We start from the raw sequence: 22,126 nt of genomic DNA, 5'->3' as shown, positions 1-22,126 counted from the left end.
CAGGCGGGCCGTGTCCCGCAACGGTAAATGCCGCCATGTCGATTTTGCAGGCCATCAGAACCTTCTTCTTTTACCTGCTGTTGGGCACCAGTTCGTTTCTTTGGTGCACCCTGAGCTTTTTTATCGCGCCATTCCTGCCGTTCAAGGCGCGCTATCGTTTTATCAACGTTTATTGGTGCCGCTGCGCGTTGTGGTTGTCCAAGGTGTTTTTGGGTATTCGCTACGAGATTAAAGGCGCTGAAAACGTCCCGGACCAGCCCTGCGTGATTCTGTCGAACCACCAGAGCACCTGGGAAACCTTTTTCCTTTCGGCGTACTTCTCGCCCCTGAGCCAGGTGCTCAAGCGTGAGCTGCTGTACGTGCCGTTCTTCGGCTGGGCGATGGCCATGTTGCGTCCGATCGCGATCGACCGTGACAACCCGAAGGCTGCACTCAAGCACGTAGCCAAGAAGGGTGACGAGCTGCTCAAGGATGGCGTTTGGGTGCTGATTTTCCCGGAAGGTACCCGGGTGCCGTATGGCACTGTGGGCAAGTTTTCGCGAGGCGGCACCGCGTTGGCGGTCAATGCCAACCTGCCGGTGTTGCCGATTGCACATAATGCCGGCAAGTTCTGGCCGAAGACCGGTTGGGCCAAACGTGCAGGCACCATCACCGTGGTGATCGGCGAGCCGATGTACGCCGAAGGTGAAGGCCCACGTGCCATTGCCGCGCTGAACGACCGTGCCGCCGCATGGAATGAAGCGCAGCAGCGGGCTATGGGTTCGTTGCCTGCACAGGCTGCCGTGGTTGAAACACCTGAGGTTTGAGGATCTGTGGATAACCTGTGTACGGTTTGTTGGCGAATGCGTGTTTTTGATTCATAACAAGCTGATTTACTTAAATATTTCTCAAGCTCATAAAATCTCGAAAAACGTGCATAAGTTTTTTTGCGCATTAAAAAACCGGTCCTTGTGACCGGTTTTTTATGCACAGGCAAACAGTACGTTTTTCACTCGTCAAGCAGCGGCAGTTGCAGGCTGAAGGTTGAGCCTTTACCCAGCTCGCTTTCACACGTGATGCGGCCACCATGACGCTCCACCACGGCCTTGACCATGGTCAATCCCAACCCCAGCCCCTCAACGCCTTGGGCCGAGTCGAAGCGTCGATACTGGCTAAAGAGTTCGGGCAAGTCTTCTGGCGCAATACCAGGTCCCTGATCGCTGATGCTGCATTCCAGCCACCCTTGCGTACAGCCATGGCTCAACGTCACGGTGGTGCCGGATGGGGAGTATTTAATAGCGTTCTCCAGCATGTTAAACAGCGCCCGAGTCAGCAGTGATTGATCGGCTGAGATCATGCTCTCATCTGCCTCGTCCAGGTCGTGCACCAAGTGAATGCCCTTGAGCTGCGCAATCACCGACACCTGATCAAAAGCATCCATTACCAGCATGGCAAACAGTGAGGGATGGAAGTGGTAGCCGTCAGCTTCGGCTTTGGCCAACTGCACGAAAGACTCGGTGAGGCTCAAGGCGCGCTTCACCTGTTGTTCGATCTGGGAAAAGATCGGGGACTCACCGTTGTGCACATCCAGCATCGCCAGGATCGCCGAGTGTGGCGCACGCAGGTCGTGGGAAAGGAAGCGCAGCATCGTCTCGCGGTGCAATTGGGCTTCACGCTCCTTGCTCAGGTCCGTCAGGCTCAGCAGCCAGCCGAGGGCAACGTCGCCTTCTGCCGGCAGCAACGGCGCGAGTTCCATGCGCAGGCTGCGTTGGTGGATGTCACGGAACTCTACGAGTTCCAACACTGACAGGGCAGGGCGCACGCCATTGTGCAGCGGTGGATAGCCGAGGTCGGCCAGTTGCTCGAGCAGGTTTTCACTCACCAGGTCATTACCGAACACCTCACGCGCAATTCGGTTAGCCAGCAGGATGTTGCCTTTTGGGTCTGTGATCAGGGTTGCCACCGGCAAGCATTCCAAACCGTCCGCCATAAACCGTCGGGTGTCGCGTGTACGGCTTACCGCTTGTTCCAGGGCAAAGATCCGCGCTTGCAATACATCACCCTTACTGGCGGGCGCACGGCGACGTTCAGGGAGCACCTTGGGTTCGTTATCCAACCGCGCGAGCTCCCAGCCGAAGTAGGCAAGGATCACGCTGAGGCGGCGCCAATTCCAGATCAGGTAGCTGAGCAGCAACCCAATCAAACACGCAGCAGGCGACCACCAGTAGTCCAGGCGCAACAACACCCACGCGCCAAGCAACGCCGTCGTCATGCACCCCAGGGTCATCCACAGCGCATAGCGGGGACGGTATAACAACAGGCCCAGCAGCAGGGCAACCAACGCTGTCGCCATGAGTGCCGACAACCCGCCAGGAAGGTCAACGAGGCTGCGCCCTAGCAAGAGACCATTCAGGACGTTGGCCTGGATCTCAACGCCGGCCGTCGTGCCGACCGTAGAGGAGAGCGGCGTAACGAAGCGATCACCCATACCGGATGCGGTGGAGCCCACCAGGATAAGGCGACCGCGCAGGCGCTCTGGAGGCACTTCACCGCGTAATACGCTGGCGTAGGACACACTGGGAAAGTGGGCACTGGCATCGACGAAAGGAATACGAATGGCATTCTCCCGGTGCCAATACTGGCTGATCGGCTGCAGGGGCTTTCCAGGCATTTCAGAGACTTGTCCGCTCGCCGTGTAGGCCATCCATGCCAGTTGCGGCGCCATGTTATCGGGCGGGCCTTCGCGCAAAAACAAGCTGCGGACTATGCCGTCGCTGTCCGCTTCGACATTGATATGCCCAAGGCCTTTCGCGCAATCGAGCAACGGCAACATTTTCGCGTCCGGTTGGCTGTAGCTGGTGACTTCTTCACGCAGCAGCGGCAACACAACATTGCCGGCACGACACACGGCTGCTGCGAGGCGTTGGTCGTTGGCGGGTACACCGGGCTCATTGAAAATCACATCGAACAGGATGGCTGACGGTTGCGCAGCACTCAGGCGATCAATCAGGTCCGCGTGCAAATTGCGCGGCCAGGGCCAGCGTCCCAGCTCTTTCAAACTTTGGTCGTCGATGGTCACCAGCAAGATACGTGGATCGACTGGCAGTGGCGCCAGACGTCGAAGGCTGTCGTACAACGGGTTGTTCAACGCCAAGCCCGGGCTCAACGATAGGTAAGCAGTGATAGGTAACAACAGCAGCCCTATCCACAACCACTCGCGAACCAACCCATGGAATAAACGTTGGGCGTGGGTGGGTTGGCGTTTCTCGGCCTTGTGCAAAAACATCATTGGTCAACCGCCGGAGGCCTGGACCTAGGTTGCAGGTGGGTAGTAGAAGATGTCATAGACCCCGGTTTCCCCCTCCAGGCCGTCCGCGTCATAGGCCGACAGGCGCACGTGATAAAACGATGCTTTGAGCCCAGTGAAGCGCATTTTCGGCTCACTGGAAAAGTTTTCCTGCTTGATGTTCAAGAAGGCCGTGTCGGTAGCAACTTGCGCGCGATAACGCTGTGCGCCGGGTAATGGCCGCAGGTACAAACTCCAGATTGGTGCCTCGCCTTTCTGGCCATCCTGACCAATCAACTCAGGCGCAGGGAGAAGGTTCACTGGCTTGAGTTCACCTTGTGCTTTGATCAGCAAACCTTGTCGCGCGTCCACCTTGACCTCACCTTCGACAGGCGTGGTTTTGATTTTGCGATTGACCGCCACCTGTCCATTGAGCACTTCCAGAACCGATTGCTCGCCGTCGCTGCGAACGCGAAAGTGTGTACCTCGCACGCCCAGGACGCCCACCGGTGTCCGTATCTGGAAGCGATCATAGTCACTGGCCCGCTTGATCACATACGTCTCGACTTGGCCTTGCTCCAGAATGACTTGGGGAATCGACTGTTTATCTACCAAGTGCACTCGCACTTGCGAGCTGGAGGGCAGCACCACTCTGGAGCCGTCCCCGAACAGAAGGCTGACAAACGCCGATGTCGATGTCTTAACGCCTTCTTGCTCATCAATGGTCATGCCTTCCTGCAGCGGCTGCGCTTTACCCTTGGCATCGAGCTTCCAGGCTTCCCCGGTCAGATGCTGCACAACCGCCGGCAACGGTTGCGCACGACATAATGATTGATCGTCGATGTAGGCAGCGCGGTGCACCGTAGAAGCCTGCGTAGCGCCTATGACCAAGATCAGTAATAAGGGCAGGGCACGGCATAATCGGTTAGCAGAAAAGGTCATGGCGCTCATCACGTTGGTAGTTCGAGAAGGCAACTGGCATCAAGACGCACATGTTTGCGAAAGCGCATGTGTCGGCTGATCCTTTTCCTCTGGGATGGGAGCCGGTATCTTTCCCACTTAGGTACGGAAGACTTTAAACGGATTAACGGCCCTTTGATATCAGCGTACCGACAGATCCAATGAGGCGTTGAGTCTGACCACAATTATTCAGATTCACCCACCGACCCTGCGCAGTATGTAGGTAATTGAACAGGCCGTCGGCTGCCGTATTTTTTTGGAAAAGGACCCACCCATGCGTGTCGCAATACTGGACGATGAACCCGCTGAATTGCGTCGGGTTGAACAGACACTGCGACAGATCCCAAGCACCGCAGAGCAACCCTGGTCACTGCATTGCTTTGAGCGCGGTGAAGACCTGCTGCGTCAACTGCGCCGGGAAACGTTTGACCTGTTGATACTCGACTGGCAATTGCCCGATATCACGGGTATCGCACTGCTGCGCTGGACGCGCGAACACATGGACTCACCGCCTGCCGTAATCATGCTCACCAGCCGGGATGCCGAGAGCGATATCGTCACGGCGTTGAACAGCGGGGCGGATGATTACGTCAGTAAACCCTTTCGGCCTAACGAACTTAAAGCTCGGGTCAGTGCCGTCTTACGTCGTCATGGGCTGCAAAAGTCAGCCAGCAATGAGCTGCAAAGCTTCAACGACCTGACCTTTGATGACGCCGAATTGACGGTTACGCGAGCAGGAAAGCCGATCAATTTAACCGAGCGAGAGTATCGATTGGCCAGTTGCTTGTTTGCCAACCTGGCTCGACCACTCTCTCGCGAATACCTGTATGAACGGTTTTGGTCCCATGAGGAAATGGTGTCTTCAAGGCCACTGGACACTCATATCTATCGGTTGCGTAACAAACTGGGATTGACTGCCGACAGAGGCTGGCAACTGCTGACGATCTATGGATACGGCTATCGATTGGAAAGTGTTGCGGCTGCGACCCCAAGCTAAAACAGTGATGTTCCACGTGGAGCATTTGAAAATCAGCTATTCATCACCCAATAAAAAAGGCCAACGCTGAGCGTTGGCCTTTTTGTTTTAGCCGCGTTACCGGTGCAGGTTCCAAAAATAGACGATTCGGGAAGCCCGCTGACCAGGATAGTTTTTTCGCGGATAAACAAAACCCCTACCTGTATGCGCAGGTAGGGGTTTCGGAATTTAATCTTGACGATGACCTACTCTCACATGGGGAAACCCCACACTACCATCGGCGATGCATCGTTTCACTACTGAGTTCGGGATGGGATCAGGTGGTTCCAATGCTCTATGGTCGTCAAGAAATTCGGGTACTGAGTCGTGACCAGTTGGCCTCGCTTCAGCAAATTGGGTATGTGATAGCTTTCGGTGTTTTGTGAAATTCGAACTTTCGGTTCTATCGTCTTCACACACCGCAATCTGATGCTTCTGCTTGTTTCCAAGTCAGGAGTAGTCAAATTGCTTGGGTGTTATATGGTCAAGCCTCACGGGCAATTAGTATTGGTTAGCTCAACGCCTCACAGCGCTTACACACCCAACCTATCAACGTCGTAGTCTTCGACGGCCCTTCAGGGGACTCAAGGTCCCAGTGAGATCTCATCTTGAGGCTAGTTTCCCGCTTAGATGCTTTCAGCGGTTATCTATTCCGAACATAGCTACCCGGCAATGCCACTGGCGTGACAACCGGAACACCAGAGGTTCGTCCACTCCGGTCCTCTCGTACTAGGAGCAGCCCCTCTCAAATCTCAAACGTCCACGGCAGATAGGGACCGAACTGTCTCACGACGTTCTAAACCCAGCTCGCGTACCACTTTAAATGGCGAACAGCCATACCCTTGGGACCGGCTTCAGCCCCAGGATGTGATGAGCCGACATCGAGGTGCCAAACACCGCCGTCGATATGAACTCTTGGGCGGTATCAGCCTGTTATCCCCGGAGTACCTTTTATCCGTTGAGCGATGGCCCTTCCATACAGAACCACCGGATCACTAAGACCTACTTTCGTACCTGCTCGACGTGTCTGTCTCGCAGTCAAGCGCGCTTTTGCCTTTATACTCTACGACCGATTTCCGACCGGTCTGAGCGCACCTTCGTACTCCTCCGTTACTCTTTAGGAGGAGACCGCCCCAGTCAAACTACCCACCATACACTGTCCTCGATCCGGATAACGGACCTGAGTTAGAACCTCAAAGTTGCCAGGGTGGTATTTCAAGGTTGGCTCCACGCGAACTGGCGTCCACGCTTCAAAGCCTCCCACCTATCCTACACAAGCAAATTCAAAGTCCAGTGCAAAGCTATAGTAAAGGTTCACGGGGTCTTTCCGTCTAGCCGCGGATACACTGCATCTTCACAGCGATTTCAATTTCACTGAGTCTCGGGTGGAGACAGCGCCGCCATCGTTACGCCATTCGTGCAGGTCGGAACTTACCCGACAAGGAATTTCGCTACCTTAGGACCGTTATAGTTACGGCCGCCGTTTACCGGGGCTTCGATCAAGAGCTTCGCGTTAGCTAACCCCATCAATTAACCTTCCGGCACCGGGCAGGCGTCACACCCTATACGTCCACTTTCGTGTTTGCAGAGTGCTGTGTTTTTAATAAACAGTCGCAGCGGCCTGGTATCTTCGACCGGCATGAGCTTACGGAGCAAGTCCTTCACCCTCACCGGCGCACCTTCTCCCGAAGTTACGGTGCCATTTTGCCTAGTTCCTTCACCCGAGTTCTCTCAAGCGCCTTGGTATTCTCTACCCAACCACCTGTGTCGGTTTGGGGTACGGTTCCTGGTTACCTGAAGCTTAGAAGCTTTTCTTGGAAGCATGGCATCAACCACTTCGTCATCTAAAAGATAACTCGTCATCAGCTCTCGGCCTTAGAATCCCGGATTTACCTAAGATTCCAGCCTACCACCTTAAACTTGGACAACCAACGCCAAGCTGGCCTAGCCTTCTCCGTCCCTCCATCGCAATAACCAGAAGTACAGGAATATTAACCTGTTTTCCATCGACTACGCTTTTCAGCCTCGCCTTAGGGACCGACTAACCCTGCGTCGATTAACGTTGCGCAGGAAACCTTGGTCTTTCGGCGTGGGTGTTTTTCACACCCATTGTCGTTACTCATGTCAGCATTCGCACTTCTGATACCTCCAGCAAGCTTCTCAACTCACCTTCACAGGCTTACAGAACGCTCCTCTACCGCATCACTTACGTGATACCCGTAGCTTCGGTGTATGGTTTGAGCCCCGTTACATCTTCCGCGCAGGCCGACTCGACTAGTGAGCTATTACGCTTTCTTTAAAGGGTGGCTGCTTCTAAGCCAACCTCCTAGCTGTCTAAGCCTTCCCACATCGTTTCCCACTTAACCATAACTTTGGGACCTTAGCTGACGGTCTGGGTTGTTTCCCTTTTCACGACGGACGTTAGCACCCGCCGTGTGTCTCCCATGCTCGGCACTTGTAGGTATTCGGAGTTTGCATCGGTTTGGTAAGTCGGGATGACCCCCTAGCCGAAACAGTGCTCTACCCCCTACAGTGATACATGAGGCGCTACCTAAATAGCTTTCGAGGAGAACCAGCTATCTCCGAGCTTGATTAGCCTTTCACTCCGATCCACAGGTCATCCGCTAACTTTTCAACGGTAGTCGGTTCGGTCCTCCAGTTAGTGTTACCCAACCTTCAACCTGCCCATGGATAGATCGCCCGGTTTCGGGTCTATTCCCAGCGACTAGACGCCCTATTAAGACTCGCTTTCGCTACGCCTCCCCTATTCGGTTAAGCTCGCCACTGAAAATAAGTCGCTGACCCATTATACAAAAGGTACGCAGTCACAGAACAAAGTCTGCTCCCACTGCTTGTACGCATACGGTTTCAGGATCTATTTCACTCCCCTCTCCGGGGTTCTTTTCGCCTTTCCCTCACGGTACTAGTTCACTATCGGTCAGTCAGTAGTATTTAGCCTTGGAGGATGGTCCCCCCATATTCAGACAAAGTTTCTCGTGCTCCGTCCTACTCGATTTCATGACTAAGAGATTTTCGCGTACAGGGCTATCACCCACTATGGCCGCACTTTCCAGAGCGTTCCGCTAATCTCAAAGCCACTTAAGGGCTAGTCCCCGTTCGCTCGCCACTACTAAGGGAATCTCGGTTGATTTCTTTTCCTCAGGGTACTTAGATGTTTCAGTTCCCCTGGTTCGCCTCTTACACCTATGTATTCAGTGTAAGATAACCATCTTATGATGGCTGGGTTCCCCCATTCAGACATCTCCGGATCAAAGTCTGTTTGCCGACTCCCCGAAGCTTTTCGCAGGCTACCACGTCTTTCATCGCCTCTGACTGCCAAGGCATCCACCGTATGCGCTTCTTCACTTGACCATATAACCCCAAGCAATCTGGTTATACTGTGAAGACAACATTCGCCGAAAATTCGATAATACTCAATTACGAGTAACTCACAAATTTTACCTTAGCCTGATCCGTTACCAGTGAAAGTAACGTTCAGTCTATCTTTCTATCACATACCCAAATTTTTAAAGAACGATCTAATCAAAGACTAGAAATCAACATTCACCATCATCACGATGGAATGCTCATTTCTAAGCTTTCATGCAACACAGTCACTCTCTTACTTAGAGAGCACACTGATCGTCTTCTTCAATGAATCAAGCAATTCGTGTGGGAACTTATGGAGCAGCTGATGTCGTCGATTAAGGAGGTGATCCAGCCGCAGGTTCCCCTACGGCTACCTTGTTACGACTTCACCCCAGTCATGAATCACACCGTGGTAACCGTCCTCCCGAAGGTTAGACTAGCTACTTCTGGTGCAACCCACTCCCATGGTGTGACGGGCGGTGTGTACAAGGCCCGGGAACGTATTCACCGCGACATTCTGATTCGCGATTACTAGCGATTCCGACTTCACGCAGTCGAGTTGCAGACTGCGATCCGGACTACGATCGGTTTTGTGGGATTAGCTCCACCTCGCGGCTTGGCAACCCTCTGTACCGACCATTGTAGCACGTGTGTAGCCCAGGCCGTAAGGGCCATGATGACTTGACGTCATCCCCACCTTCCTCCGGTTTGTCACCGGCAGTCTCCTTAGAGTGCCCACCATTACGTGCTGGTAACTAAGGACAAGGGTTGCGCTCGTTACGGGACTTAACCCAACATCTCACGACACGAGCTGACGACAGCCATGCAGCACCTGTCTCAATGTTCCCGAAGGCACCAATCTATCTCTAGAAAGTTCATTGGATGTCAAGGCCTGGTAAGGTTCTTCGCGTTGCTTCGAATTAAACCACATGCTCCACCGCTTGTGCGGGCCCCCGTCAATTCATTTGAGTTTTAACCTTGCGGCCGTACTCCCCAGGCGGTCAACTTAATGCGTTAGCTGCGCCACTAAGAGCTCAAGGCTCCCAACGGCTAGTTGACATCGTTTACGGCGTGGACTACCAGGGTATCTAATCCTGTTTGCTCCCCACGCTTTCGCACCTCAGTGTCAGTATTAGTCCAGGTGGTCGCCTTCGCCACTGGTGTTCCTTCCTATATCTACGCATTTCACCGCTACACAGGAAATTCCACCACCCTCTACCATACTCTAGTCAGTCAGTTTTGAATGCAGTTCCCAGGTTGAGCCCGGGGATTTCACATCCAACTTAACAAACCACCTACGCGCGCTTTACGCCCAGTAATTCCGATTAACGCTTGCACCCTCTGTATTACCGCGGCTGCTGGCACAGAGTTAGCCGGTGCTTATTCTGTCGGTAACGTCAAAACACCAACGTATTAGGTTAATGCCCTTCCTCCCAACTTAAAGTGCTTTACAATCCGAAGACCTTCTTCACACACGCGGCATGGCTGGATCAGGCTTTCGCCCATTGTCCAATATTCCCCACTGCTGCCTCCCGTAGGAGTCTGGACCGTGTCTCAGTTCCAGTGTGACTGATCATCCTCTCAGACCAGTTACGGATCGTCGCCTTGGTGAGCCATTACCTCACCAACTAGCTAATCCGACCTAGGCTCATCTGATAGCGCAAGGCCCGAAGGTCCCCTGCTTTCTCCCGTAGGACGTATGCGGTATTAGCGTCCGTTTCCGAACGTTATCCCCCACTACCAGGCAGATTCCTAGGCTTTACTCACCCGTCCGCCGCTCTCAAGAGAAGCAAGCTTCTCTCTACCGCTCGACTTGCATGTGTTAGGCCTGCCGCCAGCGTTCAATCTGAGCCATGATCAAACTCTTCAGTTCAAACATCTTTGGGTTTTTAAGAAACCCTAAACTTGGCTCAGCAATCGTTGGTTACATCTTTGATTTCTCGCGGAGTAACTTGTGATGCTGATAATCTTGTTGACTATCAGTCTGACTCCACAAGCACCCACACGAATTGCTTGATTCAGTTGTTAAAGAGCGGTTGGTTAAGATCTTTCGTCTCAACCGAGGCGCGCATTCTACAGCACCTCAGCCGCTAACACACTTAATATTTTATGATCTTTTAACAAAATCAAATACTTAAGTAGCAACTCTGTTCAAGTTGCTCGTCAGCGGGAGGCGAATAATACAGTATTCAAATACGTGGTCAACCCCCCATCTAAAAATTATTTTTCCCATACTAAAAGCCGGGCTTTTGTTATCAAACGCCCCAAGACCTGTAAGCAAACAATGTGGGCAAAAAAAAGCCCGCTGTGTGCGGGCCTTCTTCGTAGGGTCGGCCTATCAGTGATGATTAGCCGAACCACTTTGTGACCTACACCTGATCAGAAGTCCAGGTTGGACACCGCCAAGGCATTGCTCTCGATGAAGTCACGGCGAGGTTCGACCGCATCACCCATCAGGGTGTTGAAGATCTGATCTGCGCCAATGGCGTCTTCGATGGTCACGCGCAGCATGCGACGCTGTGCTGGATCCATGGTGGTTTCCCACAACTGATCAGGGTTCATCTCGCCCAGACCTTTGTATCGCTGAATGGTATGACGCTTGGTGCTTTCCGCCATCAGCCAGTCCAAGGCTTCCTTGAACTCCTTGACCGCTTTCTTACGCTCGCCACGTTGAATGTACGCACCATCATCCAGCAAGGTGCTCAACTGCGCGCCGAGGGTCACGACCGTCTTGTAGTCATTACTGCCGAAGAAGTCGCGGTTGAAGGTGACGTAATTCGACAGGCCGTGGGAGATCAACTCAACCTCTGGCAGCCACACGTTACGTTCACGGTCTTCACGCAGACTGGCTTTGTACACCAGGCCAGACTTCTCAACAGTGCGCAGGCGTACTTCGTACTGAGCCAGCCACTCTTGCATCGCTGCATGATCACCCAACTGCTCCAGACTGACGGCCGGCAGGTAGATGAAGTGCTCGGTCAGTTCCTGAGGGTACAGACGCGATAGACGCTTGAGGGTCTTCATCACCATACGGAAGTCGTTAACCAGACGCTCCAACGCCTCACCGGAGATACCCGGTGCTTCGTCGTTCAAGTGCAGGCTTGCATCTTCCAGGGCCGACTGCGTCATGTACTCTTCCATGGCGTCGTCGTCTTTGATGTACTGCTCTTGCTTGCCCTTTTTCACTTTGTACAACGGCGGCTGCGCGATATAGATGTAGCCACGCTCAATCAGCTCAGGCAACTGACGGAAGAAGAAGGTCAGCAGCAAGGTACGGATGTGCGAACCGTCGACGTCAGCATCGGTCATGATGATGATGTTGTGGTAGCGCAGCTTGTCGATGTTGTACTCATCGCGGCCAATGCCGCAGCCCAACGCCGTAATCAAGGTGCCGACTTCCTGGGAGGAAATCATCTTGTCGAAGCGGGCCTTCTCTACGTTGAGAATCTTGCCTTTCAACGGCAGGATCGCCTGGGTGCGACGGTTACGACCCTGCTTGGCGGAACCGCCAGCAGAGTCACCTTCCACCAAGTATAGCTCGGAGAGCGCTGGGTCCTTCTCCTGGCAGTCAGCCAACTTGCCAGGCAAGCCAGCAATATCCAGCGCGCCTTTACGACGGGTCATCTCACGGGCTTTACGCGCCGCTTCGCGAGCACGTGCAGCGTCGATCATCTTGCCGACGACCAGCTTGGCTTCGTTCGGGTTCTCCAGCAGGAAGTCGGAGAAGTACTTGCCCATCTCCTGTTCCACGGCGGTCTTCACCTCGGAAGAAACCAGCTTGTCTTTGGTCTGGGAGCTGAACTTGGGATCCGGCACTTTCACCGAGATAATCGCGGTCAGGCCTTCACGCGCATCGTCACCGGTGGTGGCGACTTTGTGCTTCTTGGCCAAGCCTTCGGCTTCGATGTAAGTGTTCAGGTTACGCGTCAGTGCGGAACGGAAACCCACCAAGTGAGTACCGCCATCGCGCTGTGGAATGTTGTTGGTGAAGCACAACAGGTTCTCGTTGAAGCTGTCGTTCCACTGCAGGGCGATTTCCACGCCGATGCCGTCTTCACGCTGAATGTTGAAGTGGAACACCTGGTTGACCGCGGTCTTATTGGTGTTCAGGTATTCAACGAACGCGCGCAGACCGCCTTCGTACTTGAACAGTTCTTCCTTGCCGCTGCGCTCGTCCTTGAGGACGATACCCACACCGGAGTTGAGGAAGGACAGTTCGCGAATCCGCTTGGCCAGGATGTCCCAGCTAAAGTGGATGTTCTTGAAGGTTTCAGCCGATGGCTTGAAGTGGATCTGCGTACCCGTGGATTCACTGTCGCCAACGATTTTCATCGGCTCTTGTGGCACACCATGGACGTACGTCTGCTCCCAAATCTTGCCGCTACGGCGAACGGTCAGGATCAGCTCTTCGGACAGTGCGTTCACTACCGACACACCTACACCGTGCAGACCGCCGGAGACCTTATAAGAGTTGTCATCGAACTTACCGCCGGCGTGCAGCACGGTCATGATGACCTCAGCCGCCGAAACGCCTTCTTCTTTGTGCACATCGACCGGAATGCCGCGACCGTTGTCGCGCACCGTGATGGACTCATCCGGGTGGATGATAATGCTGATGTCGTCGCAGTGACCGGCCAAAGCTTCGTCGATGGAGTTGTCGACCACCTCGAACACCATGTGGTGCAGACCGCTACCATCATCGGTGTCGCCGATGTACATACCGGGACGTTTGCGTACGGCATCCAAACCTTTCAGCACTTTAATGCTGGTCGAGTCGTACGTGTTTTCTTCGCTCATGCCTTCACTCCCGATGGTCGTGGGTCTGGGTGATACGGCCCTGTTCCACGTGGAACAAAGCGACTGGCGTTTCCGTCTGCCAGCCTTCCCTCAATAATTCGTGGTCTACACAGGTGATAAACACCTGGCAGCGTAAGTCTTCCAACAAGCGGCATAACGCTCGGCGGTGTTGTTCGTCTAGTTCAGACGGCAAATCATCCACCAGATAAATACACTGACCGCGCCGGGCTTGGCTAACCAAGTGCCCTTGGGCAATACGCAGCGCGCACACCACCAACTTCTGCTGACCACGGGACAAGATATCCGCGGCATTATGAGCGCCTAGTCTAAGACGCAAATCAGCTCGTTGGGGCCCCGCCTGGGTATGGCCAATCTGCTGATCCCGTTGCAAGGACGTGGCGAGCACCGCGCTCAGTTCACGCTCTTTATCCCAACCACGGTAGTAGCTCAGCGTCAGCCCTTCGAGATCCAACAACTCACTCAAGGTCTGCTCAAAGACTGGTTTCAAGGCTTTGATATAGGCACGGCGGTATTCATCTATTTCGTCGCTGGCCAGGCACAGTTCCCGGTCCCAGGCCGCTTGCGAAGCGGCGTCAAGTGTACCATGCCGCAGCCACGAGTTCCGCTGCCGCAGGGCCTTCTGCAGGCGCTGCCAAGTGGCCATGAACCGCGGCTCCACATGGAAGACGCCCCAATCGAGGAACTGTCTGCGGATTTTCGGCGCACCTTCCAGAAGGCGGAAACTATCAGGGTTGATCAGTTGCAACGGCAGGATTTCGGCCAGTTGCGCGGCACTACGGGCGTTTTGCCCGTCGATGCGAATTTGAAACTCCCCCTGGCGATCACGAGATATCCCCAGGCTGCTACACCCACCCTCAGCCAATTCGACTTGGCCAAATACCGTGCACGCCAACTGCTCGTACTGAATCACCGGCAATAGGCGAGCGCTGCGAAAGGAACGTGCGAGGCCCAACAGGTGAATGGCTTCCAGCACACTGGTTTTGCCACTGCCATTGGCGCCGTGGAGGATATTGATGCGAGGTGATGGGGAGAAGGTCACCGGGTGCAGATTGCGCACCGCGGTGACCGAGACGCGACTAAGGGACATCTAGCTTCTGCTGAGCATGATTACAGGCGCATCGGCATAACAACGTAAGCCGAGTCGTCGTTGTCGGATTCCTGCACCAGGGCGCTGCTGTTGGAGTCCGACAGAATCAGGCGAACCTGTTCGGTGGTCATTACACCCAGCACGTCCAGCAGGTAGCTCACGTTAAAGCCGATTTCGAGCGAGCCGCCGTTGTAGTCGACACCCACTTCTTCTTCAGCCTCTTCCTGCTCCGGGTTATTGGCCTGAATTTTCAGCTGACCGTTGGCCAGTTGCAGGCGAATACCACGGTACTTTTCGTTCGACAGAATCGCAGTACGGCTGAACGCTTCACGCAGCGCCTGACGATCACCAATCACCAGCTTGTCGCCACCTTTAGGCAGCACGCGCTCGTAGTCCGGGAACTTGCCATCAACCAGCTTAGAGGTGAAGGTGAATTCGCCAGTGGTAGCGCGGATGTGGTGTTGACCCAGGACGATGCTGACATTGCCATCCGGCTCGGTGAGCAAACGCGCAAGCTCAAGAATACCTTTACGCGGCACAATCACCTGGTGACGGTCAGGCTGGCCGATATCGGCCTTCATCGAGCACATGGCCAGACGGTGACCATCGGTGGCAACGGCGCGGATAATGCCTTCCGATACTTCCAGCAACATGCCGTTGAGGTAGTAACGTACGTCCTGCTGGGCCATGGCGAAGCTGGTGCGCTCGATCAAACGGCGCAGCTTGCTTTGCTCCAGGCTGCAGGTCAGCGAGCCCGGGCCCTCTTCCACCGTTGGGAAGTCGTTGGCAGGCAACGTCGACAGGGTGAAACGGCTTCGACCGGCCTTGACCACCAGCTTCTGCTCATCAACCTTGATGTCGATCAGCGCGTCGTTGGGCAGGCTCTTGCAGATGTCCATCAGCTTGCGTGCTGGCACAGTGATTTCGCCCGGCTCAGCAGGCTCTTCCAGTTGAACACGGCCAACCAGCTCGACTTCCAGGTCGGTACCGGTCAAGGACAATTGCTGGCCTTCGACCACCAGCAATACGTTGGAGAGCACCGGCAAGGTCTGTCGGCGCTCGACGACGCCTGCGACCAGTTGCAGGGGTTTCAACAGGGCTTCGCGTTGAATGGTGAAATGCATGGTCTAGTCCCTTGCCTTAATAAGCTGCACTGGTGTCATCAAGTAGTCAGTGTACGCAGCAGGTTCTTGTAGTCCTCGCGAATATCCGCGTCGGATTCCTTAAGTTCGTTGATCTTGCGGCACGCGTGCAAGACCGTGGTGTGGTCGCGACCGCCAAACACATCACCGATTTCCGGCAGGCTGTGGTTGGTCAGCTCTTTGGAGAGCGCCATGGCCACCTGACGAGGACGTGCCACCGAGCGCGAGCGGCGCTTGGAAAGCAGGTCAGAAATCTTGATCTTGTAGTACTCAGCCACGGTGCGCTGAATGTTATCCACACTCACCAGCTTGTCTTGCAGTGCCAGCAGGTCTTTCAGGGATTCCCGAATCAACTCGATGGTGATGTCGCGACCCATGAAGTGCGAGTGAGCAATGACCCGCTTGAGCGCACCTTCCAACTCACGCACGTTGGAGCGAATGCGTTGAGCGATAAAGAAAGCAGCATCGTGGGGCAGATCGACTTTCGCCTGGTCGGCCTTTTTCATCAGGATCGCGACGCGGGTTTCCAGCTCCGGCGGCTCTACCGCAACGGTCAGCCCCCAGCCAAAGCGCGACTTCAAACGCTCTTCCAGGCCTTCGATTTCCTTCGGATAACGGTCACTGGTCAAGATGACCTGTTGGCCACCTTCGAGCAACGCGTTAAAGGTGTGGAAAAACTCTTCCTGGGAACGTTCCTTGCGAGCGAAGAATTGAATGTCATCGATCAGCAAGGCATCAACCGAGCGGTAGAAACGCTTGAACTCGTTGATGGCGTTGAGCTGCAACGCCTTGACCATGTCCGCTACGAAGCGCTCCGAGTGCAGGTACACGACCTTGGCATTCGGGTTCTTCTTTAATAGGTGGTTACCCACAGCATGCATCAAGTGCGTCTTACCCAAGCCAACACCACCATAAAGGAACAGCGGGTTGTAACCATGCTTGGGGTTATCGGCCACCTGCCAGGCTGCCGCGCGGGCCAGCTGGTTGGATTTACCTTCGACGAAGTTTTCGAAGGTGAACGTACGGTTCAAGTAACTGGTGTGCTTGAGCGCACCTTCTACCTGGACGGTGCGCTGTTCTGCGCGGACCGGCGCTTGCTGAGAGCTGGCACCGGCCATTGGATCGAAGCTGTCGCGCGACGGCTCTTCATTTATAGGTGCGTTTTTTTGCGACGCTGATTTCGAAGGCGTCTGGGCGACCGGTGCGGGTGAGTTATTAACAGGTGCCACTGCTGCCTGAGCCTGAGAGGCACTCGCGGCCAACGGCGCATTCGGCGCAGCACGCGGTGCAGAGCTGCGTTTGCTGCCTATTAATAAGGAAAGCACAGGCGCAAGGCCATTACCGTGCTCATCGAGCAATTCGAGAACGCGGCTCAGGTACTTCTCATTGACCCAGTCGAGAACAAAACGATTCGGCGCGTAGACACGCAACTCGTCGCCTTCGGCTTCGACCTGTAGCGGACGGATCCAGGTGTTGAATTGCTGGGCAGGCAGCTCTTCGCGCAAAAGCTCCACGCACTGCTGCCAAAGTTCCACTGACACGGATATCCCCTAAGTTGAAAGCCGGTGAGGCAAAAACAGCCGCCATTGTAGCGGTCAGTCGCCTACTTATCCACACGTAGGTTGCTCACAGGGCACCCAAAATCAATGCGTTAAGCGTAAAAAAGCCGACCAGTGGTCTGTGCATAAGCTCTGTGGATAAGCGCACCTAAGCTCGTTGTACAAGTGGGGTCGAAAGTCTGTGGGTAACTGGCCTGTGGATAAAACCCCATTCCACACACAGCTTATCCGACAGCGCAGCACAGGCAGAGCACCGTTTCTCCCCCGTGTTGTCATTCTCTGTACACCACGTGGAATATGGCCTTAAGGCAGTTATCCACAGATGATCGCCACCCTAGCTTTTATAAGCTTTACAGAAAAGCTTTAAATAACTTCCTTCTTTATTTTTATATCTATCGTCCTGCTCATGAAAGCCGAGCGAACAGAAACGCGCTGATAGGCCAGAAGAATCTAATTAAAGGAAAAGCTGGTTGGAAATTGACCTAGAGGCTTGCTTTCTCTAGAATCGCCGGTCTCTTAAAACGGGGGCCATTCCGGCCCGTTGTGGACGAACCAGGTAACAACGCCATGAAACGTACTTTCCAACCAAGCACCATCAAACGCGCCCGTACTCACGGCTTCCGTGCTCGCATGGCTACCAAGAACGGCCGTGCTGTCCTGTCGCGTCGCCGCGCCAAAGGTCGTGCGCGTCTGGCAGTTTGATAATCCGGTACTGGTGGTGAGTCAGGACTTCAGTCGGGAAAAGCGTCTGCTAACCCCCCGGCACTTCAAGGCAGTCTTTGACTCCCCCACCGGCAAGGTTCCGGGGAAAAATCTCCTGCTCCTTGCGCGTAACAACGATCTGGATCACCCCCGTCTCGGGTTGGTGATCGGCAAGAAGAGCGTAAAGCTCTCCGTTGAGCGCAATCGCCTCAAGCGTCTGATGCGCGAATCGTTTCGCCTCCACCAGGACACTCTGGTTGGTTGGGATATTGTTATCGTCGCGCGCAAAGGCTTGGGGGATGTAGAAAACCCCGAATTGATTCAGCATTTCGGCAAGCTCTGGAAACGTTTGGCGCGTACCAACAAGCCAGCACCAGCAGTCAGCACCGAAACTGTAGGGGTAGACAGCACCAATGCGTAAACTGGCCCTCGTTCCGATCCAGTTTTACCGTTATGCCATTAGTCCTCTGATGGCCGACCACTGTCGTTTCTACCCCAGTTGTTCCTGCTACGCGTTAGAGGCCATAGAAAATCATGGTCTTCTGCGCGGTGGCTGGCTGGCCTTTCGTCGTTTAGGCCGCTGTCATCCGTGGAATCCCGGTGGTTTTGACCCGGTTCCACCTATCCCTACCTCCCGTTCTTCTTCGATGGCCGAGTAATCATGGATATTAAACGCACGATCCTGATCGTCGCCCTGGCAATCGTGTCCTATGTCATGGTTCTTAAGTGGAACCAGGACTATGGCCAGGCTGCCCTGCCGACTCAGAATGTTGCTACCAATCAGGCTGCTCCGGCTATTCCGGACACCCCGTTGGGTAACAATGCGTCCGCCAGTGCCGATGTACCCAGCGCGAATGCCGATACCAGCACCCCTGTAGAAACGCCGGTTGTCACTAACAAAGACCTCATCCACGTAAAAACGGATGTGCTCGACCTGGCTATCGACCCTCAAGGTGGTGATATCGCGCAGTTGAAACTGCCGCTGTATCCACGTCGCCAAGACCATCCGGATGTTCCGTTCCAGCTGTTCGATAATGGCGGCGAACGTGTTTATCTGGCCCAAAGTGGCCTGACCGGCACTGACGGTCCGGATGCTCGTGCTACCGGTCGTCCGGTTTATTCGACCGAACAAAAGACTTATCAACTGGCTGATGGCCAGAACCAGTTGAACGTTGACCTGAAATTCAGTCACGACGGCGTCAATTACATCAAGCGTTTCAGCTTCACCCGTGGTTTGTACGACTTGAAGGTCACTTACCTGATCGACAACGAAAGCGCCAAACCGTGGACGGGCAACCTGTTTGCCCAGCTTAAGCGTGACAACAGCGCCGATCCTTCTTCCAGCACTGCCACCGGCACCGCGACTTACCTGGGCGCCGCCCTGTGGACAAGTAGCGAGCCGTACAAAAAAGTGTCGATGAAAGACATCGACAAGGGCGCGCTGAAAGAAACAGTCCAAGGTGGATGGGTCGCCTGGTTGCAGCACTACTTCGTGACCGCATGGATCCCGAACAAGGGTGAAGCCAACCTGGTTCAAACCCGCAAAGACAGCCAAGGCAACTACATCATTGGTTTTACTGGCCCGGCGTTGACCGTCGCTCCAGGTGCCAAGGCTGAAACCAGCGCCACGCTGTATGCCGGCCCGAAAAGCCAAGCGGTACTGAAAGAGTTGTCCCCAGGTCTGGAACTGACTGTGGACTACGGCATTCTGTGGTTCATTGCCCAGCCGATCTTCTGGTTGCTGCAACATATCCACAGCATCGTTGGTAACTGGGGCTTCTCGATCATCTTACTGACCATGCTGATCAAAGGGATCTTCTTCCCTCTGTCGGCAGCCAGCTACAAGTCGATGGCACGTATGCGGGCCGTGGCTCCGAAACTGGCCGCGCTGAAAGAGCAACATGGTGATGACCGGCAGAAAATGTCGCAGGCCATGATGGAGCTGTACAAGAAAGAGAAGATCAACCCGCTGGGTGGATGCTTGCCGATTCTGGTACAGATGCCGGTGTTCCTGTCGCTTTACTGGGTACTCCTGGAAAGCGTCGAAATGCGCCAGGCTCCGTTCATGCTGTGGATAACTGACCTGTCGATCAAAGACCCGTTCTTTATCCTGCCGATCATCATGGGCGCGACCATGTTTATCCAGCAGCGCTTGAACCCGACTCCGCCGGACCCGATGCAAGCCAAGGTAATGAAAATGATGCCAATCATCTTCACCTTCTTCTTCCTGTGGTTCCCTGCAGGTCTGGTGCTGTACTGGGTGGTCAACAACTGCCTGTCGATCTCTCAACAGTGGTACATCACACGTAAAATTGAAGCGGCTACCAAAAAAGCTGCAGCATAATTTACTCTGTGGATAACCACTCAAGACGCCCCCTAGTGGGGCGTTTTGCTTTCCGTCACTTTTGTTCTGGAACCTGCTGATGAGCGCTCCTCGTGAAACCATCGCTGCTGTCGCGACCGCCCAAGGTCGTGGCGGTGTCGGTATCGTTCGAATTTCCGGGCCTCTCGCCAGCGTGGCAGCCCAGGCCATCAGCGGCCGCGAGTTGAAACCCCGATACGCCCACTACGGCCCATTTCTGGACGCCGATAGCACCGTGCTGGACGAAGGCCTGGCCCTGTATTTTCCTGGCCCAAACTCGTTCACGGGTGAAGATGTACTGGAACTACAAGGGCATGGCGGCCCGGTGGTATTGGATATGTTGCTACAGCGCTGCCTGCAGTTAGGTTGCCGCTTGGCTCGCCCGGGAGAGTTCAGCGAGCGGGCATTCCTCAACGATAAGCTTGACCTGGCCCAGGCCGAAGCGATTGCTGACCTTATCGAGGCCAGTTCTGCGCAAGCGGCGCGCAATGCGTTGCGGTCGCTGCAGGGGGCTTTTTCCCTGCGTGTGCACAACCTCACCGAGCAACTGATCAGCTTGCGCATCTACGTTGAGGCCGCCATTGATTTCCCAGAGGAAGAAATCGACTTCCTTGCCGATGGCCATGTCCTGGCAATGCTGGATAAAGTTCGTGATGAGTTATCCACAGTTTTGCGTGAAGCCGGACAGGGTGCATTGCTGCGCGACGGCATGACGGTAGTGATTGCCGGTCGTCCGAATGCAGGCAAGTCCAGCCTGCTGAATGCCCTGGCAGGTCGTGAAGCCGCCATCGTGACCGAGATTGCAGGCACCACCCGGGATATCTTGCGTGAACATATCCACATCGATGGCATGCCGCTGCACGTGGTTGATACCGCCGGCTTGCGCAATACCGATGACCAGGTCGAAAAGATCGGCGTGGAACGCGCGCTCAAGGCGATCGGCGAAGCGGATCGGGTGCTGCTGGTGGTGGATGCCACAGCACCTGAGGCCGTGGACCCGTTTGCCTTGTGGCCGGAGTTCCTTGAGCAGCGACCAGATCCCGCCAAAGTGACCTTGATCCGCAACAAGGCGGACCTGACCGGCGAAGCCATCGCCATGGAAACCAGCGAAGATGGCCACGTTACCATCAGCCTGAGTGCCAAGTCGGCCGGTGACGGCCTGGAGTTGTTACGCGACCATCTCAAGGCGTGCATGGGCTATGAGCAGACCTCGGAAAGCAGCTTCAGTGCACGCCGCAGGCACCTGGAGGCACTGCGTCATGCCAGCGCGGCGTTGGAGCACGGTCGGGCTCAGCTGACGTTGGCGGGCGCAGGGGAGCTGCTGGCTGAGGATTTACGTCAGGCACAACAGCTGCTGGGCGAAATAACCGGCGCATTCAGCTCCGATGACCTTCTGGGAAGGATCTTTTCCAGCTTCTGCATCGGTAAATAACCCTTCGTTGTCCACAGACAGGCCATTCGTGCCTGTCTGTTTCGCCCGCTTCAGGGCATCTCATTCCATCTTTTGATTCACCACTGTGCCTATGGCGGCTTTTGTGTGCGCGCTATTGGGTCACGTGGGCCAATTTCTGTGGATTAAGCCCTGTGAATAACCGCCCTTGTGCCCAGTTGATAACAGGGCTTGAAACCTGAGTAAAAACCCCTCTGTGGATAACAACCTGTTTAATCCACAGGCTTAAAGCACTTATCCAAGGGCCTCATTGGCACATGACCACAGACTTTTGAATCGCTGTACACATTGTAAATAAAGGCCTGTAGAGATCTATCCACAGAAAGTAGGCTCAGTAGAAATAAACATAAAAACAAAGATCTTATAAATTTCTTCTCTTTTAATTTCTATTGTCTGT

At 54.6% G+C, this 22,126-nt stretch carries 13 protein-coding genes and 3 rRNA genes; 7 read left to right on the top strand and 9 right to left on the bottom strand.

The features are described 5' to 3' along the window. Positions 1–35 precede the first annotated feature (35 nt). Positions 36–806, top strand: a complete 771-nt coding sequence (locus CPH89_RS10240; RefSeq protein WP_053253609.1) for a lysophospholipid acyltransferase family protein — start codon at positions 36–38, stop codon at positions 804–806. A gap of 182 nt (positions 807–988) precedes the next feature. On the opposite strand, the gene CPH89_RS10235 is transcribed toward CPH89_RS10240, so the two are convergent. Both CPH89_RS10235 and CPH89_RS10230 read right to left on the bottom strand, forming a co-directional pair. Beyond that, positions 989–3,268 (bottom strand): CHASE2 domain-containing protein, encoded by a 2,280-nt coding sequence (locus CPH89_RS10235; RefSeq protein WP_053253608.1) that lies wholly within the window; start codon positions 3,266–3,268, stop codon positions 989–991. 24 nt (positions 3,269–3,292) lie between these two features. Continuing rightward, positions 3,293–4,207 carry a FecR family protein gene (locus tag CPH89_RS10230; protein WP_096236762.1) on the bottom strand — a complete coding sequence of 305 codons (915 nt, stop codon included), beginning with the start codon at positions 4,205–4,207 and terminating at the stop codon, positions 3,293–3,295. Positions 4,208–4,499: 292 nt separating this feature from the next. Here CPH89_RS10230 and CPH89_RS10225 point away from each other — a divergent pair, with 292 nt between their 5' ends. Beyond that, entirely contained in the window at positions 4,500–5,222 is a 723-nt protein-coding gene (locus CPH89_RS10225; protein ID WP_053253606.1) for a response regulator transcription factor, read from the top strand. A gap of 211 nt (positions 5,223–5,433) precedes the next feature. Here CPH89_RS10225 and rrf read toward each other — a convergent pair. The 7 genes from rrf to dnaA form a co-directional block, all read right to left on the bottom strand. Beyond that, a 5S ribosomal RNA gene (gene rrf / locus CPH89_RS10220) occupies positions 5,434–5,549 on the bottom strand. 171 nt (positions 5,550–5,720) lie between these two features. Further along, positions 5,721–8,612: ribosomal RNA gene (locus CPH89_RS10215) — 23S ribosomal RNA — on the bottom strand. A 333-nt stretch (positions 8,613–8,945) separates the two neighbouring features. Beyond that, positions 8,946–10,482: ribosomal RNA gene (locus CPH89_RS10210) — 16S ribosomal RNA — on the bottom strand. Together the 16S, 23S and 5S rRNA genes form the textbook arrangement of a ribosomal RNA operon. A 506-nt stretch (positions 10,483–10,988) precedes the next feature. Next, positions 10,989–13,406 carry a DNA topoisomerase (ATP-hydrolyzing) subunit B gene (gene gyrB / locus CPH89_RS10200; protein WP_053258804.1) on the bottom strand — a complete coding sequence of 806 codons (2,418 nt, stop codon included), beginning with the start codon at positions 13,404–13,406 and terminating at the stop codon, positions 10,989–10,991. Positions 13,407–13,410: 4 nt separating this feature from the next. Next, on the bottom strand, positions 13,411–14,514 hold the full coding sequence (gene recF / locus CPH89_RS10195; RefSeq protein ID WP_053258803.1) for a DNA replication/repair protein RecF: 1,104 nt from the start codon (positions 14,512–14,514) through the stop codon (positions 13,411–13,413). Between the two features lie 20 nt (positions 14,515–14,534). Continuing rightward, positions 14,535–15,638, bottom strand: a complete 1,104-nt coding sequence (gene dnaN, locus CPH89_RS10190) for a DNA polymerase III subunit beta (protein WP_053258802.1) — start codon at positions 15,636–15,638, stop codon at positions 14,535–14,537. Positions 15,639–15,676: 38 nt separating this feature from the next. Beyond that, a complete protein-coding gene (dnaA, locus tag CPH89_RS10185) occupies positions 15,677–17,197 on the bottom strand; it encodes a chromosomal replication initiator protein DnaA (RefSeq protein ID WP_053258801.1) in 1,521 nt (506 codons plus the stop codon). Positions 17,198–17,782: 585 nt separating this feature from the next. Between dnaA and rpmH the strand changes: the two genes are divergently transcribed. From rpmH to mnmE, 5 genes are all read left to right on the top strand, one after another. Next, entirely contained in the window at positions 17,783–17,917 is a 135-nt protein-coding gene (gene rpmH / locus CPH89_RS10180; RefSeq protein WP_003213577.1) for a 50S ribosomal protein L34, read from the top strand. A 16-nt stretch (positions 17,918–17,933) separates the two neighbouring features. Beyond that, entirely contained in the window at positions 17,934–18,338 is a 405-nt protein-coding gene (rnpA, locus tag CPH89_RS10175) for a ribonuclease P protein component (RefSeq protein ID WP_026013533.1), read from the top strand. Further along, entirely contained in the window at positions 18,331–18,576 is a 246-nt protein-coding gene (yidD, locus tag CPH89_RS10170; RefSeq protein WP_073636650.1) for a membrane protein insertion efficiency factor YidD, read from the top strand. Before rnpA ends, yidD begins: the two co-directional genes overlap by 8 nt. 2 nt (positions 18,577–18,578) lie before the next feature. Continuing rightward, positions 18,579–20,261 (top strand): membrane protein insertase YidC, encoded by a 1,683-nt coding sequence (gene yidC, locus CPH89_RS10165; RefSeq protein WP_053258800.1) that lies wholly within the window; start codon positions 18,579–18,581, stop codon positions 20,259–20,261. A gap of 79 nt (positions 20,262–20,340) precedes the next feature. Then, on the top strand, positions 20,341–21,711 hold the full coding sequence (gene mnmE / locus CPH89_RS10160; RefSeq protein WP_053258799.1) for a tRNA uridine-5-carboxymethylaminomethyl(34) synthesis GTPase MnmE: 1,371 nt from the start codon (positions 20,341–20,343) through the stop codon (positions 21,709–21,711). Positions 21,712–22,126: the final 415 nt, after the last annotated feature.

The organism is Pseudomonas fluorescens (assembly GCF_900215245.1).
GTDB classification, from domain to species: domain Bacteria; phylum Pseudomonadota; class Gammaproteobacteria; order Pseudomonadales; family Pseudomonadaceae; genus Aquipseudomonas; species Aquipseudomonas fluorescens.
This window is presented reverse-complemented; position numbering and strand designations above follow the sequence as displayed.

Excerpts from the sequence above, each read along its gene's own strand:
- CPH89_RS10240 (WP_053253609.1), top strand. The coding sequence starts at position 36 with ATGTCGATTTTGCAGGCCATCAGAACCTTCTTCTTTTACCTGCTGTTG.
- CPH89_RS10235 (WP_053253608.1), bottom strand. The coding sequence starts at position 3,268 with ATGATGTTTTTGCACAAGGCCGAGAAACGCCAACCCACCCACGCCCAA.
- CPH89_RS10230 (WP_096236762.1), bottom strand. The coding sequence starts at position 4,207 with ATGACCTTTTCTGCTAACCGATTATGCCGTGCCCTGCCCTTATTACTG.
- CPH89_RS10225 (WP_053253606.1), top strand. The coding sequence starts at position 4,500 with ATGCGTGTCGCAATACTGGACGATGAACCCGCTGAATTGCGTCGGGTT.
- gyrB (WP_053258804.1), bottom strand. The coding sequence starts at position 13,406 with ATGAGCGAAGAAAACACGTACGACTCGACCAGCATTAAAGTGCTGAAA.
- recF (WP_053258803.1), bottom strand. The coding sequence starts at position 14,514 with ATGTCCCTTAGTCGCGTCTCGGTCACCGCGGTGCGCAATCTGCACCCG.
- dnaN (WP_053258802.1), bottom strand. The coding sequence starts at position 15,638 with ATGCATTTCACCATTCAACGCGAAGCCCTGTTGAAACCCCTGCAACTG.
- rpmH (WP_003213577.1), top strand. The coding sequence starts at position 17,783 with ATGAAACGTACTTTCCAACCAAGCACCATCAAACGCGCCCGTACTCAC.
- yidD (WP_073636650.1), top strand. The coding sequence starts at position 18,331 with ATGCGTAAACTGGCCCTCGTTCCGATCCAGTTTTACCGTTATGCCATT.
- yidC (WP_053258800.1), top strand. The coding sequence starts at position 18,579 with ATGGATATTAAACGCACGATCCTGATCGTCGCCCTGGCAATCGTGTCC.
- mnmE (WP_053258799.1), top strand. The coding sequence starts at position 20,341 with ATGAGCGCTCCTCGTGAAACCATCGCTGCTGTCGCGACCGCCCAAGGT.